Annotated in this window: 16 protein-coding genes; 2 read left to right on the top strand and 14 right to left on the bottom strand. The window is 66.2% G+C overall.

Annotation, left to right across the window (positions count from 1 at the left end; all coding sequences use genetic code 11):
- Positions 1-24 precede the first annotated feature (24 nt).
- Positions 25-414, top strand: a complete 390-nt coding sequence (locus MTX34_RS11840; protein WP_243609571.1) for an MmcQ/YjbR family DNA-binding protein — start codon at positions 25-27, stop codon at positions 412-414.
- Positions 415-431: 17 nt separating this feature from the next.
- On the opposite strand, the gene MTX34_RS11835 is transcribed toward MTX34_RS11840, so the two are convergent.
- The 3 genes from MTX34_RS11835 to MTX34_RS11825 form a co-directional block, all read right to left on the bottom strand.
- Positions 432-1,901, bottom strand: coding sequence for an RsmB/NOP family class I SAM-dependent RNA methyltransferase (locus MTX34_RS11835; protein ID WP_243609570.1), 1,470 nt, complete (start codon positions 1,899-1,901; stop codon positions 432-434).
- On the bottom strand, positions 1,898-2,821 hold the full coding sequence (gene fmt, locus MTX34_RS11830) for a methionyl-tRNA formyltransferase (protein WP_094741971.1): 924 nt from the start codon (positions 2,819-2,821) through the stop codon (positions 1,898-1,900). The genes MTX34_RS11835 and fmt overlap by 4 nt, the downstream gene beginning before the upstream one ends.
- Positions 2,822-2,908: 87 nt before the next feature.
- Positions 2,909-3,610, bottom strand: coding sequence for a PadR family transcriptional regulator (locus MTX34_RS11825; RefSeq protein ID WP_374639493.1), 702 nt, complete (start codon positions 3,608-3,610; stop codon positions 2,909-2,911).
- A gap of 322 nt (positions 3,611-3,932) precedes the next feature.
- Between MTX34_RS11825 and MTX34_RS11820 the strand changes: the two genes are divergently transcribed.
- A complete protein-coding gene (locus tag MTX34_RS11820) occupies positions 3,933-5,642 on the top strand; it encodes a GGDEF domain-containing protein (RefSeq protein ID WP_243609569.1) in 1,710 nt (569 codons plus the stop codon).
- Here MTX34_RS11820 and MTX34_RS11815 read toward each other — a convergent pair.
- The 11 genes from MTX34_RS11815 to MTX34_RS11765 form a co-directional block, all read right to left on the bottom strand.
- Positions 5,558-6,409 carry a cyclase family protein gene (locus MTX34_RS11815; protein ID WP_243609568.1) on the bottom strand — a complete coding sequence of 284 codons (852 nt, stop codon included), beginning with the start codon at positions 6,407-6,409 and terminating at the stop codon, positions 5,558-5,560. The two genes, MTX34_RS11820 and MTX34_RS11815, sit on opposite strands and share 85 nt — an antisense overlap.
- Before the next feature lie 80 nt (positions 6,410-6,489).
- Positions 6,490-8,457: a primosomal protein N' gene (locus MTX34_RS11810; protein ID WP_243609657.1), complete on the bottom strand. Its 1,968-nt coding sequence runs from the start codon at positions 8,455-8,457 to the stop codon at positions 6,490-6,492.
- A 144-nt stretch (positions 8,458-8,601) separates the two neighbouring features.
- Positions 8,602-9,816, bottom strand: a complete 1,215-nt coding sequence (gene metK / locus MTX34_RS11805; protein ID WP_243609567.1) for a methionine adenosyltransferase — start codon at positions 9,814-9,816, stop codon at positions 8,602-8,604.
- A 181-nt stretch (positions 9,817-9,997) separates the two neighbouring features.
- Positions 9,998-11,248, bottom strand: a complete 1,251-nt coding sequence (coaBC, locus tag MTX34_RS11800; protein WP_243593124.1) for a bifunctional phosphopantothenoylcysteine decarboxylase/phosphopantothenate--cysteine ligase CoaBC — start codon at positions 11,246-11,248, stop codon at positions 9,998-10,000.
- A gap of 23 nt (positions 11,249-11,271) precedes the next feature.
- On the bottom strand, positions 11,272-11,577 hold the full coding sequence (rpoZ, locus tag MTX34_RS11795) for a DNA-directed RNA polymerase subunit omega (RefSeq protein ID WP_032377808.1): 306 nt from the start codon (positions 11,575-11,577) through the stop codon (positions 11,272-11,274).
- A 72-nt stretch (positions 11,578-11,649) separates the two neighbouring features.
- Positions 11,650-12,261 carry a guanylate kinase gene (gene gmk / locus MTX34_RS11790; protein ID WP_243609566.1) on the bottom strand — a complete coding sequence of 204 codons (612 nt, stop codon included), beginning with the start codon at positions 12,259-12,261 and terminating at the stop codon, positions 11,650-11,652.
- 5 nt (positions 12,262-12,266) lie between these two features.
- Positions 12,267-12,587: an integration host factor, actinobacterial type gene (gene mihF / locus MTX34_RS11785; protein ID WP_243593126.1), complete on the bottom strand. Its 321-nt coding sequence runs from the start codon at positions 12,585-12,587 to the stop codon at positions 12,267-12,269.
- Between the two features lie 202 nt (positions 12,588-12,789).
- On the bottom strand, positions 12,790-13,617 hold the full coding sequence (gene pyrF, locus MTX34_RS11780) for an orotidine-5'-phosphate decarboxylase (RefSeq protein ID WP_243609565.1): 828 nt from the start codon (positions 13,615-13,617) through the stop codon (positions 12,790-12,792).
- Positions 13,614-16,955, bottom strand: a complete 3,342-nt coding sequence (gene carB / locus MTX34_RS11775) for a carbamoyl-phosphate synthase large subunit (protein ID WP_243609564.1) — start codon at positions 16,953-16,955, stop codon at positions 13,614-13,616. Before carB ends, pyrF begins: the two co-directional genes overlap by 4 nt.
- Entirely contained in the window at positions 16,955-18,085 is a 1,131-nt protein-coding gene (carA, locus tag MTX34_RS11770; RefSeq protein WP_243609563.1) for a glutamine-hydrolyzing carbamoyl-phosphate synthase small subunit, read from the bottom strand. The genes carB and carA overlap by 1 nt, the downstream gene beginning before the upstream one ends.
- Positions 18,082-18,588, bottom strand: coding sequence for a transporter (locus MTX34_RS11765; protein ID WP_243609562.1), 507 nt, complete (start codon positions 18,586-18,588; stop codon positions 18,082-18,084). Before MTX34_RS11765 ends, carA begins: the two co-directional genes overlap by 4 nt.
- Positions 18,589-18,591 lie beyond the last annotated feature (3 nt).

Below are 18,591 nucleotides of genomic sequence, written 5' to 3'. Positions count from 1 at the left end.
TAGTCGAGCCGGTATCGTTCGCCCATGACCACCATCGATTCCGCGACGGCGGTGATCGCCGATCTTCCCGAGGTCACCGAGAGTGTCCGGTACGGAAACCCGGCGTGGTCGGTGGGCAAGAACGTGTTCGCATGGATTCGACCGTTCAGCAAGGCCGACCTGAAGCGATTCGCCAGCGAGACTCCGCCCAGCGGTCCGATCCTCGCGGTTCGCACGGCTGATCTGCACGAGAAGGAAGCGATCCTCGCCGCACACCCAAGGGCGTGCTTCACCATTTCGCATTTCGACGGATTCGCCGCCATCCTGGTCGACCTCGACAACACCGACGACGACGAACTGCGGGAGCTGATCATCGACGGGTGGCTGGTCCACGCCCCGAAGAACGTGGCCGAGACCTTCCTGGCCGGCAACTGATCACATCGACTTCCTGATCACACCGGTTTGCGCAGCGCCGCCATGAACATCGCATCCGTGCCGTGGCGGTGCGGCCACAGTTGCACGGACGTACCGTCGCCGAGTTGCGGCACTCCTGGGACGAGCTCGCGGGTATCGAGCTGGTCGACGCCGTAGCGGCGGACCGCGTCGGCGACGACGGCGGTGGTCTCGGACAGGTGCGGCGAACACGTCGAGTACAGCACCACTCCGCCGGGGCGTACCAGCTCGATCGCCGCGGCCAGCAGTTCCTTCTGCAACGTCACCAGCGCCGCCACATCGGAGGGTTGGCGGCGCCACCGTGCCTCGGGCCTGCGGCGCAGGGCACCGAGTCCGGTGCACGGTGCGTCGACGAGCACTCGGTCGTAGCCGCTGTCGAGTCCGGACGCTCTACCGTCGACGGTGTGCACCGTCACCGGAAGGTCCTTGGTCGTCTTGGACACCAGATCTGCTCGGTGCGGCGTCGGTTCGACGGCATCGACGGTGGCACCGTCGATCTCGGCGATGGCACCGAGCAAGGCGGCTTTACCGCCCGGTCCGGCGCACAGGTCCAACCATCGGCCGTTGTCCTCGCCGAGCAACGGTGCCAACGTCAGCGCGCGTCCGACGAGTTGACTGCCCTCATCCTGAACTCCGGCCAGTCCGTCACGGACGGCGTCGAGCTTGCCGGGATCTCCGCCGTCGAGGTGCACGGCGTACGGCGAATACGGACCTTCCTCTCCCCCGGTGATCAACGCCAGTTCTTCGGCGGAGATCTCACCGGGCCGGGCCACCAGGTGCACCGAGGGACGCGCGTCATCGGCCTCGAGGACGGCGGCCAGTTCACCGGCGTCGGCACCGAGTGCATCGGCGAATGCCTGCGCGATCCATTTGGGATGGGCGTACTCGAACGCGAGGTGGCCGACGGGATCGACCGCCGCCTCGGGTGCTAGCTCGTTCACCCACTGCTCGGCCGTCCGCTCGGACACGCGCCGCAGCACCGCATTGACGAAACCTGCTTTGCCGGTACCGAATTCGGACCGGGCGAGGTCCACCGACGTGGCGACGGCCGCGTGTGGGGCAACGCGAGTCCGCAGCAGCTGATAGGCGCCGAGCCGCAGAATGTCGAGTAGCGGCCCGTCGATCTCGGCGGCGGGCCGACCGGCGGCATGGGCGATCACCGCGTCGAGGACGCCACGCGCTCGGGACGCACCGTAGGCGAGCTCGGTCGCGAGCGCGGCGTCGCGCGAGTCCAGCTTCCGCTCTCGCAGCAGTCCGGGGAGCACCAGGTTGGCGTACGCATCCCGTTCACGCACGGCCTTCAACACGTCCCGGGCCGCTCGGCGGGCCGGGTCGATCGCGTCGACGGCACGGGGTCCTGCACCCTGCGGGGGTCGGTTCCCCTTCGGACCGCGCGCACCGGGCGACTTCTTGGTTGTCTTTCGGGCTGGACTCGACTCGCGCTTTCGAGGCCTGTCGGGTTCTGTCATCGCGCTACCGCCGTATCGTCCAGCCGAGCGCCTCGCGCCCAGTCGAGTGCTTTCATGAGCTTCTTGCCCTGCGGTTGAACATCGCCGAGAACGACTGCGGTCGTGCCTGTTCCGATGTGCACGCCGGACTTGCGCACCGCTATCTCGCCCGGGGCCAACGTGTCCTCGGAGCGCGTCGTCGGGGCGATCTTGACGCGGAGTTCACCGATCGTCGTCCATGCGCCCGGTGCGGGGGTGACCGATCTGATGTGTCGGTCGACGAATGCTGCAGATCGAGTCCAGTCGATGCGGGCGGCGTCGACGCTCACCTTGCTCGCGTAGGAGATCCCGTCCTCGGGCTGCGGATGCGCGGATGCCGTCCCGTCCTCGATCGCGTCGAGGGTGGCAGCGAGTAGGTCTGCTCCGCTCGACGCCAGTCGGGTGAGCAGGTCCCCTGTCGTATCGGTTGCGCGTACCCGCTCGGTGACGACGCCGAGTACCGGGCCGGTGTCCATTCCCGCGTCGAGCAGGAAGGTGGAGGCACCGGTGATCTCGTCGCCTGCGGCGATGGCCGCCTGCACCGGTGCGGCACCTCGCCATGCGGGCAACAACGAAAAGTGCAGATTGATCCAGCCGAAGCGAGGGATGTCGAGCACCGGCTGCGGCAGCAGTGCACCGTATGCGACGACCGGACACACGTCGGGTGCGAGTTCGGTGAGCTGCGAGACGAAATCCGGATCCGAGGGCTTCGCGGGTGTGAACACCGGGATTCCGTGCTCGTCGGCCAGCTGCCCGACCGGTGACCGCATCGTCTTGCGCCCCCTACCGGCAGCGGCGTCGGGCCGGGTCACCACCGCGATCACCTCGTGTCGTTCGGACTCCAGCAGTCGCCGCAGCGACGGAACTGCGGGCTCCGGTGTACCGGCAAAGACGACGCGCACTCGAGCAACTCCCTGGGATGGACGAAAGGATCTCGGGTGTCCATCCTAGGGAGTCGCGAGCGCTGCGGACGATTCCGCACCTGTCGATCACGTCGCGTCGGGGGTGTCGACCGTGTCCTCGGGAGATCGATCGGTCGGACCGTCGTCGGCAAGGATCCGGTACAGCGACCTGCGTGCTTCGGTGAGAATCTCGGCAGCCTGTTCGACCTGTTTCGGCGTGCCGACTCCGGCGACCTGCCCGGCTGCGCCCATCAACTGTCCGATGAGTGCCCGAAGATCCCGGGCATCGACACCGACGGACTCCGCCACGTCGTTCCACGGGCTGCCCAGGTCGGCGCGATGAGCATCGACGTGCGTTCTCCCTTCGTCGGTCAGCGCAGCCGTCTTGCGGCCGGCCACCTTGTCGATCATGACCAGACCCTCGTCTTCGAGTTGCGACAGGGCCGGATAGATTGAGCCCGGACTCGGCTTCCAGGTGCCGTTGCTCTTCTCGGCGATCTGCTGGATCAGTTCGTACCCGTGCATCGGACGTTCCTCGAGCAAGAGCAGGATTGCAGCGCGCACGTCCCCGCGACGCCCTCGCCCTCCCCGACCCCGGCCTCGACCGAAATCTGCATTGGGTCCGAAACCGCCGGGCCCGAAGCCGGTGCGCATACCTTCTCGTCCTCGTCCGAACGGGCCACCGTCCCGGTGTCCACTGCGTTCGCCGTGCCCTCTCCTTCCGCGGCCTCGCTCTCGCGGACCCTGATCGTCCGACGGGCCGTGATCGTCACTCTGCGCGACCCACATCTCGAACGGCGCTCCTCGCATGTGTCGACGTGCGCCTGCGCGACGTCCGAATTCGTGTGCAAATCCTTCGAATGCGTAGTTCATGTCGTACTCCTTCGATCGATTGATAAGTCGACGATATATCGACAATAGATCTTTGGCAAGGCCAAGAGGTAACCTCCGATTTTCCGCATCCGAGGAACGCGTCGTGGGTCGCTCTCGCTCGTTAGAATTGCGCGGTCGGTAGGAGCTCTCGTTGACCGCACCGGAATCCAGCGGCCGGCTCGACAGGGCCCGCTCAAGAACGAGGGGGGGCCGTGTGGCCGGATCGACGAGACGACGCGTGACCGTCGTGCTCGGCTGCGTCCTCGCCATCGTTCTGCTGGCCGGCTCCAATGTTCTCGGCCAGCGAGTCTCCGTGCTGATCGACGACGTCGCACAGCTCGCGGGTGGTATCACCGCGACGATCGTGTGCTGGCGGACCGCGTCCACGAGGACGGGCACCGAACGGCAGTGGCGCGTTCTGATGGCCGCAGGAATGGCGTGCTGGAGTGCAGGCATGGCGGTCTGGGCCTTCTATCGATCCGCTCTCGACATGCCGCTGCCGACTGCATCGATCGCCGACGTCGGGTTCTTTCTCTTCCCGATCTTCGCCGTGCCTGCGTTGCTCGCCTTCGTCGGTCTGTCGCCCCGACGGGCTGCCGCAGGTGCACGCCACGTCTGGGTGATGTCGCTGCTCGACGGGGCCGTCGTCGTCGGGTCCCTGTTCGTTCTCTCCTGGGCCACCGTGCTCGGTGCGGTCGCGCACTCGTCGGAATACGAATCGATCGAGTTCCTCGTGGCGATCATGTACCCCATCACCGACCTGGTCCTCGTGGCCATGATCGTGCTGCTCGTCGTGATCCCGAAGATCGCGGCGCGATACCGGACGCAGCTCACCCTGCTCGGTGCCGGGATCCTGATGATGGCGATATCCGACAGCATCTACGCGTACCTCGTTGCCACCGGTGCGGACTTCATGCCGGTTCTGACCGACGGCGGATTCATCGCAGGCACTGCACTCATCGCTCTCGCGGCCGCCGCCCCGAGGACCGTCGACGACACCCCATCGACGCCCGGCTCGTCGAAATACGGCTCGTCGCGGTACGGATCGGAGCCCACTGCACGTGTGTACGCCGAGACCGTGACCGGTGAAAGAACGCAGCTGCTGTTGCCGTACGGGCTCATGGGTGCAGTAGGGATCGTGTTGGCGATACTGCGTGTGCAGACCGGGGACCTGGATTCGACCGTCATCGTTCTCGGAGTTGCAGTGGTGCTGGTCTCACTCGTTCGCCAGGTGATCACCCTGGTTCAGAACGACAATCTGCTCCGAACCCTGACTCGGGCACAGGCCGAGCTGACGTATCGCGCGCACCACGACGGGCTGACCGGCCTGCTCAACCGGTCATCGTTCGACGAACACCTTCGAGAGGCGGTGAACGACGCCCGAGCGGGCCGGGGCTGCGCCGTCCTACTGCTGATCGACCTCGACGACTTCAAGAGCGTCAACGACAGATTCGGCCACGCCGGCGGTGATCGACTACTGGTCGAACTTGCCCGCCGCCTCGACCGATGTGTGGTCGAGGGTGTGGTGGCGCGCTTCGGCGGTGACGAGTTCACCGCCCTGGTCTACGCCGACCTCGATACCGGTCGCGCGACGGCTGTCCGCATTGCCGAGGCGATGCGGACAACACACGAGATCGACGGCCATTCGGTGTCGGTCGGCGTGTGCGTGGGCGTGGTGCAGATCGGTCGACCAGACCGCACACCCCCCGACTCCACGACCGTGGCCGGCTCCGACACCGCCGACGAGGACGAGCTGATGCGGCTGGCCGATCGCGCGATGTACACGGCCAAACGCGAGGGCAAGGCCGGAATCTACGCCTACGACACCGCGGGCACACTCAGCGCGGTGCCGAGCGGCTCCGATCACGCGACTCGTGGGACCAAACCGAAAATGGTTGCAGGCGAGCCGGATCCGGCTCGGTTGATCGGGCCACCGACCAGGACGTAGGCGCCGGTGGTCGGGATCGACTCCAGATTGGTCAGGTTCTCCAGGCTAATCCGACGCCGGTCGTAGAGCTTGACGGACACCGGGTAGGTGTCGTCGTTGCCCAGATCGGGCCCGAAGGTGTCGGTGCCGAGGGCACCTCTGTCGGCGAGCCTGCCCGTGTCGATCAACCACTGCGCCGCCTCCGCGGAGAACCCGGGTTGGTGCGTCACACCGTCCGCGTCCGCGTTGGCATACGCATAGGTCCCCCAGCGTGACTCCCAGCCTGTCCACAGAATGACAGCCGCCCCTGGCGGAATGGTTCCGTTGACTGCTTCCCAGTTCTGCAGGTCTGCCACGGTCACGGCGTAGTCGGCGTCGTCCGCCGCCCGATCACGAATGTCGATCTTCACCGCAGGCAGAAACAGATCCTCCGGATCGAGCTGGTCGGCGGTCAACCCACCTTCCTGGAAGTGCGCAGGCGCTCCCCAGTGCGTACCGGTGTGTTCGCCCTCCTTGACGTACTGGAGGTAGAAGCCGTCGTCCGCGACGGTGAACGCCGTCTCGAGCGAGAATTCGGGATCGCCGGGAAAGATCGGGGTGAGCGCCGGATCGTTGATGTGCGACAGCGACACGATCCGTAGCAGTCGGTCCAACGGAACGGCCGGTGTCGTCGGCTGCGCCGAGCCGGTACCGGGCAGGGCGTCGGCGGCGGTGGGCGCGACCAGACGGGCCCCGATCACTATTGCCAAACCTGTTGTCACACGGCGAAGAAGCTGTCTTCTCTTCATGTCCCCCGACCCATCTCTCGTCGGCGCCCCGTGCACCGCCCCGAGGCAACCCTAGGCCACGGCGAGCCCCGACGGCAGTGTCAGCCGATTCGAATCGGGTCGATCTGAACCCGCACTCCAGCGCCGAGTTTCTTGGCACTACGAGCTGCCTGCGCAGTGGACAGTGCTCGCGCCAACGCCGCCCCGGTGCTCCGCGGGACGCGTATCAACAGCCGCTGCACATCACCGGAAAGCACGTCCTCACCGCTGCTCGCGGGAGCCCGTTGGCCGTCCGGCAGATCGACAGGTCCCAGAATCTCCACTGCCTCGGGCAGATCCGCGCTCTCCACCAGCGCGGTGATCGCATCGGTGGTTCCGTCGATCGCCGCGACGTGCACGGCGGGCGGGAACCGCACCTCGACGCGTTCGTCCAGCTGACTTCTGGCGTGCCACAGCGGATCCCAGCGAACCAGCGCCTGCACCGTGGGTATCTCGGACTCGGCAACGACTACCACGCGGCCACCTGCCGCACCCGGGCGGACCAAGGCGGCGGCCGTCATCCACCGACGCAGTGTCTCCTCTGCCGCGCGCAGGTCTGCCCGGCCGAGCAGGGCCCAGCCGTCCAACAAGAGGGCAGCGCCGTACCCACCGTCGACCGTCGGCTCGGCACCGACGGTCGACACGACGAGACCGGCACCCGGCTCGACGGCGTCGAGCACGGCGGCACCCCCCGAGTTGTGTACCGGTACGCCGGGAAATGCCCGTCCGAGTTCCTCGGCGGTGCGGCCCGCTCCGATCACGACCGCACGCAGGTTGCGTGATCCGCAGACCGTGCACCGATGTGCGGTGTCGGCGATTCCACACCACGAGCACGTCGGACTGCCGGCTCCGTCGCTGCCCGGGGCGGACGGCAGGGCCAGCGGCCCGTTGCACCGGCGACACCGCGCCGGGTGCCGACACTTGGCACACGCCAGCGACGGTACGTATCCGCCGCGCGGAACTTGAACCAGCACAGGCGAATCCGCCTTCAGTGCGGCTCGCGCCGCCTCGAACGCAATCGCAGGTAGCCGCGCGACCCGGGCTGCCGGATCCCGCGCGAGCGCATGGTCCGAGTCCGCCAGGGCCACCACGTGGGGTTGACGCTCACGAATCAATTCGCGCGGAGCCACCAGGTCGTGTGCCCACCCGGAATCGACGAGTGCCTCGGCCTCTGCAGTTCGCGCATGTCCGCCGATGACGACCGCTGCCCCGGATACGTGAGCTCGAAGCAACGCCACTTCTCTGGCGTGCGGATACGGCGAGCGAGGCTCGGCAAAACTGTCGTCACCGTCGTCCCAGACGGCAATCATGCCGAGAGTGGACACCGGAGCGAACACGGCGCTGCGTGTCCCCACCACGACGACCGGCCCCGATCGCAGACCACGCAACCATTGCCGATACCGCTTCGCCGGGCCCAGTCCGGCCGACAGCGCCACCACCCGGTCGGCACCGAGCAGGGCCACACAGGCCGTCTCCAGTCGATCGAGGTCTCGCTGATCGGGTACCACCACCACCGCGGAACGACCGCCCGTGACGGTCACGGCGGCGGCCTCCGCCAGCCGCACCGGCCATCGCTCACCGGGCAACGCCTGCCATACCGCTCGCGGTACGCGTCCCGATGCCAACGCATCGAGGAAGTTCGAGCCGTGGGTGTAGGCCGACCAGGCTGCTCGGTCGATGTCGGGCTCGACCGGCGGCTCGACGACAGGTGTCTGTTCCGCCTCGACTCGGGCATGGCGAGCCGGGATCGCCAGACGCAGCACATCCGCTCTGGTCCCGGCGTACCGATCGGCGACCGCCTCGGCCAGTTCCGCGATCTCCGGGGTCAGAACTCGCTCCGCCGACACCACCCGATCCAGCCAGCCGAGCTTGCCGGAGTGTTCGGTCTCGGCCAGTCTGGCCAGCACGAAACCGTCGACCAGTCGTCCCGCGAACCGCACCCGAACTCGGACACCGGGCTGAGCATCGCTGCTCACCTCCTCGGGAACGAGGTAGTCGAACTCGCGGTCGAGATGCGGCAGCGGCAACATCGGGAGAATGCGCGCGATCGGAAGATCCGACGCCGCCACCCGCGCTACGCCTGCCACCGCACCTCCTCCTCGATTCTCACCCCACACTCGATGTCGGAGCACCGAGCCGGTGCGAGCAGGGTACGTGCAGAACGGTCGCCGTGCTTACAGGCCTGCAGCGTCCCGGAGTTTGCCGGCACGATCGGTGGACTCCCACGGCAGATCGATGTCGGTACGGCCGAAGTGGCCGTACGCCGCCGTCTGAGCGTAGATCGGCCGCAGCAGATCCAGATCACGAATGATGGCACCGGGACGAAGGTCGAACACCTCGCTGATCGCCGCCTGGATACGCGCGGGATCGGTCTTCTCGGTGCCGAATGTCTCCACGAACAAACCGACCGGCGCGGCCTTGCCAATGGCGTACGCCACCTGTACTTCGATGCGGTCCGCGAGCCCAGCTGCAACAGCGTTCTTGGCGACCCAGCGCATCGCGTAGGCAGCGCTGCGATCGACCTTGGACGGATCCTTGCCGGAGAACGCTCCACCGCCGTGCCGTGCCATACCGCCGTAGGTGTCGACGATGATCTTCCGGCCGGTGAGACCGGCATCACCCATCGGGCCACCGAGCACGAACTTTCCGGTGGGGTTGACCAACAGCCGCACATCGGAGGTGTCCAGTGTCGGCACGTTCAACTCGGCGAGCACCGAGCTGAGCACCTTTTCCCGAATGTCGGGAGTGAGCAGATTGTCGAGATCGATATCGGCGGCATGCTGCGTCGAGATCACCACGGTGTCGAGGCGTACGGCGTCGTCGCCGTCGTACTCGATCGTCACCTGCGTCTTGCCGTCCGGACGCAGATACGGCAGTACACCGCTCTTGCGTACCTCGGTCAGCCGCCGGGAAAGCCTGTGCGCCAAAGCGATCGGCAACGGCATCAGCTCGGGAGTATCGGTGTTGGCGTATCCGAACATCAACCCCTGATCCCCCGCACCCTGACGATCGATTTCGTCGTCGGAGAGCCCCTCGACCCGAGCCTCGTGCGAATGATCCACGCCCTGAGCAATTTCCGGAGACTGCGCACCGATGGCGACGTTCACCCCGCACGAGTTTCCGTCGAACCCCTTGGCGGACGAGTCGTACCCGATCTCGAGTACCTTCTCGCGCACGATCTTCGGGATGTCGGCCCATGCGGTGGTGTTGACCTCACCCGCAACATGCACCTGCCCGGTGGTGACCAACGTCTCCACAGCAACTCGGGCGCGCGGATCCTCGGTCAGAAGGGCATCGAGAATCGAATCGCTGATGGCATCACAGATCTTGTCGGGGTGACCCTCTGTGACGGACTCACTGGTGAAAAGCCGGCTACCGGACTTGCTCACGGACTTCCTCTCGACGCATGTTGCTGCCCGACCCGACGCCTCGCGCCGGTCGGGCACTCCACGAAAATTGACGTTCCCTCGGTGTTATCGCCCCTGCCGGAGCCAGGCAAACCTCTACGGCACTACACGTGGTGCTCAGCACGGTATCCGGTGCGACATCGATCGCGCACCCTCGGCACGGTCACGGACTCGAACTCGATAGAGGACCGCGCGCGTCGAGCAGCTGCGCAACCGAGTCCAGTACGCGGCTCGCCAGGAGAGCTTTGGAGCCCTCTCCGAGTGCAGCTTCGGAACCGTCGGAACCGAGCAGCCAGCCGTCGTTGTGGTCGACCTCGAACGCCTTGCCATCACCGACCGCATTGACCACGAGCAGATCGCAGCCCTTGCGCTCCAGTTTGGCCCGCGCGTACGTCAGGACGTCTCCGTCCGCGTCACCCGTCTCGGCGGCGAACCCGACGATGACCGTGGACGATTCGAGCTCACCGTCACGGCGGGCCGCGACGAGGCCGGCAAGGATGTCGTCGTTGCGCACCAGGGGGATCGACGACGGTTCGTTGGACCCCTTCTTGATCTTGCTTCCCGCGACGGACTCCGGGCGGAAGTCGGCGACCGCGGCCGCCATCACCACCGCATCGACTCCGACGGCCAGCTTCCGAACGGCGTCCTGCATGTCCGAGGCAGTCTTGACGTGCACCACGTCGACGGCGGCCGGAACGTCCAGATCGCTGGTGTACCCGGCAACCAGCGTCACGTGGGCACCGCGCTGGGCGGCCACTCGCGCGAGTGCGTATCCCTGCTTGCCGGAGCTTCGATTACCCAGGAAACGGACCGGATCGAGTGGCTCACGAGTGCCGCCTGCAGACACCAGCACATGGCGACCTTCGAGATCCCGAGGAAGCGCATCCGCTCGCTCGGTCACCAGCATCGAGAGTGCAAAGATCTCGTCCGGCTCCGGTAGCCGGCCCGAACCGGTGTCGCGGCCGGTCAGACGACCCGATGCGGGTTCGATGACGTGCGTGCCGCGGGAGCGAAGCGTCGCGACGTTGGCAACCGTAGCGGGGTGTTCCCACATCTCGGTGTGCATCGCCGGTGCCAGGACCACCGGGCACCGTGCGGTGAGCAGCGTAGCGGTCAGCAGATCATCTGCTCGGCCGCCTGCAATGCGGGCCATGAGGTCCGCGGTGGCGGGCGCAACGACGACCAGGTCCGCCTCTTGGCCCAGGCGCACATGCGGCACTTCCGGCACGTCCGCGAAGACGCCGGTGTGTACCGGAAGGCCGGACAGCGCCTCGAATGTTGCGCGCCCGACGAACTCCAGCGCGGACGCGGTCGGGATCACCCGAACCTGGTGCCCGCTCTCGGTGAACATACGGATGAGCGAACAACTCTTGTAGGCGGCGATACCTCCGCCGACTCCGACGACAACGTGCAAGTCAGATGTCCTCTGTGAGGTTCTTATTCGCCTTCGGTGTGCTCGAGGAGGTCGGCATGGATCTCACGCAGAGCGATGGACAACGGCTTCTCCTGCAGACCCGGCTCGACCAGAGGACCCACGTATTCGAGGATGCCGTCACCGAGCTGGTTGTAGTAGTCGTTGATCTGGCGCGCACGCTTGGCTGCGTAGATCACGAGAGCGTACTTGGACGACGTGCGGGCGAGCAGCTCGTCGATGGGTGGATTGGTGATGCCGAGCGGCGTGTCGTAGGCCGGCAGAGCGCTGCGTCCGTCGAAGTCGGAAACGGCCGCTGAAATGCTGCTCACTGATGATCTCCTGAAATTGCATCGTTGGTGCTACGAACTAGCTGGTCGGGGCCTCGTGCGCCGTGAAACTGGTCAGCTGTTGCCGACCGACGACCTACCGACCAACAAGGATACCAACTGTTCGCACGAATGGTCGACATCGGTATTGACAACCACCGTGTCGAACTCGTTCTGGGCGGCCAATTCCACCCGTGCGGTCTCCAACCTCCGCTCGGTGGCAGCGCTCTCCTCGGTCGCGCGCCCGACCAATCGAGAGACCAGGTCGTCCCACGTCGGTGGCGCCATAAAAACCAACAGGGCCTCGGGCTTGGACACCCGCACGGCCCGAGCACCGGCCAGATCGAGCTCGAGCAGCACCGGGCTCCCCGCCTCCAAGGCGGCCTCCACGGGTGCGGCCGGAGTACCGGACCGCTGCAGACCACCGTGAATACTCGCCCACTCGAGCAGCTCGTCGTCGGCGATCATTCGATCGAACTCGTCGGCCGACACGAAGTGGTAATCCTGACCGTCCACCTCGCCCGGCCGGGGTGACCGCGTCGTGACCGACACGCTGAAGACCAGCTCCGGCAATGCCGAGCGCACGAGCCGAACGACACTGGACTTGCCGACGCCGGAGGGGCCGGACAGCACCACCAACCGGCCGCGCTTCTGTTCCGGGGCCGATGCCGCCGCCGTGTCACTCACTGTCGTCAGGCTTCGAAATCGAACTTCGTCAACAGCGCCTTGCGCTGCCGATCCCCGAGACCGCGCAGTCGACGGGTGGGTGCGATCTCCAATTCGGTCATCAATTCCGCGGCCTTGACCTTGCCCACCTTCGGCAGGGCCTCGAGCAAGGCGGACACCTTCATCTTTCCGAGAATCTCGTCCGTCTCGGCATCCTTGAGCACCTGCTGGAGATCGGTGCCGCCGCGCTTGAGACGCTCCTTGAGCTCGGCGCGCGCTTTCCGTGCGATAGCTGCCTTCTCGAGGGCAGCCGCGCGCTGCTCGGGGGTCAACTGGGGAAGGGCCACTGTCGGTTCCTCCGTCTTCTCGTTCTGGGCGGTACGACACACACGATCACTGCCGGTACGTCGACCATCGGTGTTTCACTGCCTCGGTCGTCGGCACTCTGCGAGGGCGACCAGCACCGTTCGTCGGCAGCGCTAGCGACCGTACCGACGACTCGCGTTCACCGCTAACTCGCCCCCGAGTGCCGGAGCGCCACAGCATCGTCTATGCGAGACCGGCTTCGATCTCGTCGCGCAACCGCGTGGCCGCGTCGCGCAATGCCGTCACCGATGGGCCGACAGCCAGGACACCCCGAGAGGAGTTGGGCAGCAACAGCTCACGCGAATCGCGGAAGATCTCCGCGAGATCGGCAACCGTCGCTCCCTGCGCTCCCAGACCCGGCGCGAGGATCGGACCGGTGTAGTTCGACAGATCGAGACCATGATCACGAGTGGCACCGACCACCAAGCCCACTGTGTCGGCATCGACGCGATTACGCGTCGCCGCCGCGTCGACGATCGACTGAGCCACCGACCCGCCGGTCGACGTCGCCGCCTGTTGCAGGGCAGAGCCCTCCGCATTCGAGGTTCGAGCCAGCACGAACAGACCTCGCCGGTGTCGCACCGCTCGATCGACGGTCTCCCCCAGCGAATCGAAGCCCAGGTACGGCGACACCGTGACAGCATCCGACGACAACGGAGAATCGGGTTCCAGCCAGGCCTGCGCGTACGCATCCATCGTGGTGCCGATGTCGCCGCGCTTCGCATCGGCGATCACCAGGGTTCCCGCATCCCGAAGCACACCGACAGTGCGTTCGAGCACCGCGTACCCGGCCGATCCGTACGCCTCGAAGAACGCCACCTGCGGCTTGACGATCGCCACCTCACCGACGAATGCCTCGACGCACAGCTCGGCGAACACTTCGAGACCGTCTGCCGAGCGTGGCAGGTCCCAGGCCTCCAGCAGGGCCGGATGCGGATCGATACCGACACAGAGCCGACCGCGCGCACTCACCGCAGAACGCAACCGATCCGACCAACTGCGATGACTCACGGCAGAACCAGGCCTTCCTTCAGCCCGGCATGCAGATCCTGCAACGAGCGAACACCGATCCCTCCCGCGATACCGGCTTCGATGCCCTGCACCGCTGCCGACGCGCCCTGCACGGTGGTGATGCACGGAATGTTCTGTGCCACCGCCGCGCTACGGATCTCGTACCCGTCGACGCGCGGGCCGGAGTTGCCGTACGGGGTGTTGATCACCATGGCGATGTCGCCGGCGAGTATCCGGTCGACGATGGTCCGCTCCCCCTCCGGCACGTCCTCGCCGGACTGCTTGTACACCTGCTCGCACTTGATTCCGTTGCGCCGCAACACATCCGCGGTGCCTTCGGTGGCCAGAATCTTGAAGCCGAGATCAGCGAGTCGCTTCACCGGGAAGATCAGTGACCGCTTGTCCTTGTTGGCCACCGATACGAACACTGCACCGCCCGTAGGCAACGAGCCGTACGCGGCGGTCTGACTCTTGGCGAACGCGGTCCCGAAATCGAAGTCGATACCCATCACCTCACCGGTGGACTTCATCTCCGGGCTGAGCAGAGTGTCCACTCCGGTGCCGTCCGCGCGACGGAATCGATTGAACGGCAACACCGCTTCCTTGACGGCGATCGGGGCTCCGGCCGGGACGGTGCCACCGTCCCCGGTCTCGGGCAGGATGCCTGCGGTTCGCAGCTCGGCGATGCTCTCCCCCAACATCACTCGTGCGCATGCCTTCGCCAGCTGCACTGCGGTCGCCTTGGAGACGAACGGAACGGTGCGGCTCGCACGAGGATTCGCCTCGAGGACGTACAGGATGTCGTCCTTGAGTGCGTACTGCACGTTGAGCAGGCCACGCACGCCGATGCCCTTCGCGAGAGCCTCGGTGGACCGACGAACGTTCTCGATGTCGGTCTTGCCGAGCGTGATCGGCGGCAATGCGCACGCAGAGTCACCGGAGTGGATACCGGCCTCCTCGATGTGTTCCATGATGCCGCCGATGTAGACCTCGGTGCCGTCGCACAACGCGTCGACGTCGATCTCGACAGCATCTTCGAGGAACCGGTCGACCAGTACCGGACGGTCGTCCGAGATCTCCGTCGCGTTGGAGATGTACGTCGCGAGCGAGGCCTCGTCGTACACGATCTCCATGCCGCGTCCGCCGAGCACGTAGGACGGACGCACCAGCACCGGGTAACCGATCCCTGCGGCGATCTCACGGGCTCCGTCGAACGTCGTCGCGGTGCCGTATTTCGCAGCGGGCAGTCCGGCTGCGTCGAGCACCTTGCCGAACTCGCCGCGGTCCTCGGCGAGATCGATGGCCTCGGGCGATGTTCCGACGATGGGAACGCCTGCGGCCTTCAGTCGTTTGGCCAAGCCGAGTGGAGTCTGGCCGCCGAGCTGGACGATGACACCTCGCACCGTGCCCGACGCGGCCTCCGCCCGATACACCTCCAGCACGTCCTCGAAGGTCAGTGGCTCGAAGTACAGGCGGTCGGCGGTGTCGTAGTCGGTGGAGACGGTTTCGGGGTTGCAGTTCACCATCACCGTCTCGTACCCGGCCTCGGACAGCGTCTGCGCCGCGTGCACGCAGCTGTAGTCGAATTCGATGCCCTGGCCGATGCGGTTGGGACCCGAGCCGAGGATCAGCACTTTGGGGCGGTCCGGCTGCGGGGCGACCTCGGATTCGGCGTTCGGGTCGAGCTCGTAGGTGCCGTAGTGGTACGGCGTCTTGGCCTCGAACTCGGCAGCGCAGGTGTCGACCGTCTTGTAGACCGGATGCACACCGAGTTCGTCGCGTAGCGCACGCACGCCGTCCTCACCGTCGAGTTCGGGACGCAGAGCCGCGATCTGGCGGTCGGACAGACCGTGGTACTTCGCCTGACGCAGCAGCGCCTCGTCGAATTCGGCGGCCTCGCGAACCTGGACGCCGAGTTCATGGATCTGCTGGAACTGGTCGAGGAACCACGGGTCGATCTTGGTCGCCTCGAACAGCTGCTCGAGGGTGGCACCGAGAGCGAATGCCTTCTCGATCCCGTACATCCGACCGTCCTGCGGTACGGACAGGTCCTTCAGCAACGCTTCCAGACTTTCTGCCTCGACCTCGGGGCCGGTCCAGTACCCCGCGCGCTTGGTTTCGAGCGAGCGCATCACCTTGCCGAATGCCTCGGTGAAGTTGCGGCCGATCGACATCGCCTCACCGACGGATTTCATCGTCGTGGTCAGCGTGCCGTCGGCACCGGGGAACTTCTCGAACGCGAACCGCGGTGCCTTGACGACCACGTAGTCCAGGGTCGGCTCGAAGCACGCCGGGGTCTCGCGGGTGATGTCGTTGACGATCTCGTCGAGGGTGTAGCCGATGGCCAGCTTGGCGGCCATCTTCGCGATCGGGTAACCGGTCGCCTTCGACGCCAGCGCCGACGAGCGCGACACGCGGGGGTTCATCTCGATGACGACGAGGCGGCCGTCGGTCGGGTCCATCGCGAACTGGATGTTGCAGCCGCCGGTGTCGACGCCCACCTCGCGCAGGATGTCGATGGAGAGGTCGCGCATCTTCTGGTACTCGCGGTCGGTCAGCGTCATGGCGGGGGCGACGGTCACCGAGTCGCCGGTGTGCACGCCCACCGGGTCCACGTTCTCGATGGAACACACGATGACCACGTTGTCGCGGCCGTCGCGCATGAGCTCGAGCTCGTATTCCTTCCAGCCGAGGATGGACTCCTCGATGAGGACGTTCGCCGTCGGGGAAGCTGCCAGGCCGCCGCCGGCGATCCGGGTCAGATCCTCGTCGTTGTAGGCCAGTCCCGAACCGAGACCGCCCATGGTGAACGACGGCCGGACGACGACCGGGAAGCCGAGCTCGGCGACGGTCTCGCGGACCTCGTCCATCGTGTAGCAGACGGCCGACTTGGCGGACTCGCCACCGACCTTGGCGACGATGTCCTTGAACTTCTGCCGATCCTCGCCGCGCTGAATGGCGTCGAAGTCGGCACCGATCAGCTCGACGCCGTACTTGGTGAGAATTCCCTGATCATGCAGTGCGACAGCGGCATTGAGTGCCGTCTGTCCACCCAGGGTGGCGAGCACGGCCTGGATGGGGTGACCCTGCTCGGCTTCGCGGGCGAAGATCTTCTCGATGAACTCCGCCGTGATCGGCTCGACGTAGGTGGCGTCGGCGAACTCGGGGTCGGTCATGATCGTCGCGGGGTTGGAGTTCACGAGGCTGACGCGAAGCCCTTCCTCGCGCAGCACTCGGCAGGCCTGGGTGCCGGAGTAGTCGAACTCACAGGCCTGACCGATGACGATCGGGCCGGATCCGATGACCAGGACGTGGTTCAGGTCGGTGCGGCGTGGCATTACTTCTTCTCCTGAAGGACGCTGGTGAAACGGTCGAAGAGGTAGGCGGCGTCGTGTGGACCGGCCGCGGCCTCGGGGTGGTACTGCACGGAGAAGGCACTCCCGCCGATCAGCTCGACGCCCTCGACGGTGCCGTCGTTGGCGCAGGTGTGGCTGATCCGAGCCCGGCCGAAGTCGGTGTCGAACTCCTCGCCCGCTTCGCCTTCGAGTGCGAATCCGTGGTTCTGCGCGGTGATCGCGATTCGGCCGGTGGTGTGCTCGATGACCGGGATGTTCATGCCGCGGTGGCCGAACTTCATCTTGTAGGTGCCACGTCCGAGCGCTCGCCCGAAGATCTGGTTGCCGAAGCAGATACCGAACAACGGCAGCTCGCGTTCGAGTACCTGCCTGGTCAGAGCGACACTGGTGTCGGCCGTGGCCGGGTCACCAGGTCCGTTGGACAGGAACACACCGTCCGGGTTCAGTTCCAGAACCTGCTCGATGCTGGTGTTCGACGGCACCACGTGCACGCGGATACCGCGCTCGGCGAACATCCGCGGAGTGTTGGTCTTGATGCCGAGATCGACTGCGACGACCGTGAATCGAGCATCGCCGGTCGGCTCGATGGTGTAGCCGGCTCCGGTGGTCACTTCACCGGCGAGATCGGCACCGAGCATCGAGGGCTGACCGACCACCTGCTCCAGCATCTCGTCCGAGGTGCCGAGTGCGTCGCCCGAGAACACTCCCGCTCGCATCGAGCCCCGTGTGCGCAGGTGCCGTACCAGGGCACGCGTGTCGATTCCGGCGATGCCCACGACATTCTGGGCCTCGAGCTGATCCTGCAGAGTTCCGGTCGAGCGCCAGCTCGAGGTGCGGCGCGCCGGATCTCGGACCACGTATCCGGCGACCCAGATCTTGTTGGGATCCTGGGCGCTGGCGGCTTCACCGTCCTCTTGGTTCCAACCGGTGTTACCGATCTGCGGCGCAGTCGCGACGACGATCTGTCGGTGGTAGCTCGGGTCGGTCAGTGTCTCCTGGTACCCCGTCATTCCGGTGCAGAACACGGCCTCGCCGAGGGTGCGCCCCTGTGCGCCGAATGTGGTGCCGCGGAATGTCCGGCCGTCCTCCAGAACAAGAACTGCGCTGCTCACGCGGTTTCCTCCTTGGTTTCTCCGGCGGAACTCGCTGTCCACACCGGGTAGATCTGCTTGTCGTCGGCCCGGAAGCCGGTGTCTATCTCGGTCCCCGTCGGGAGCTCCCAGCGAATGACCAGGAGCCCGTCCTTGGTCATGACCTTGCCCGCCAACCCGCGTTCGGTGCGGATCGCGCGAATCGACTCCGCCGGGATCCAGATGGGAGATTCACCGTCTCGATCGAGCAGGATGCCCTTCTCGTGTCGCGACAGCTCACCCGTGGCGCGGTGGCCGATGTCGCCGACGGCGATGCGGTCCTGCCAGCTCGGCGCGATGGTGCTGCCGACGTACAGGCCGGTGCTCGGCTCGATGTGGGTGGCACCCAGGTCCTGGGGCACAGTCGGGAATTCGCCGATTCGGTCTTCCTGGCGCTTCTGCCGCCCTCGCCAACCCCAGAAGATCAGCGCGATCATCAGCGCCCAGAACAGGATGAATCCGATGACGATGAGAACTCTGTCCACGGC

The sequence above is a fragment of the Rhodococcus sp. ARC_M5 genome (assembly GCF_022810405.1).
Taxonomy (GTDB): domain Bacteria; phylum Actinomycetota; class Actinomycetes; order Mycobacteriales; family Mycobacteriaceae; genus Rhodococcoides; species Rhodococcoides navarretei.
Note: the sequence above shows the minus strand (reverse complement) of the source record. Positions and strands in the feature narration are given on the sequence as shown.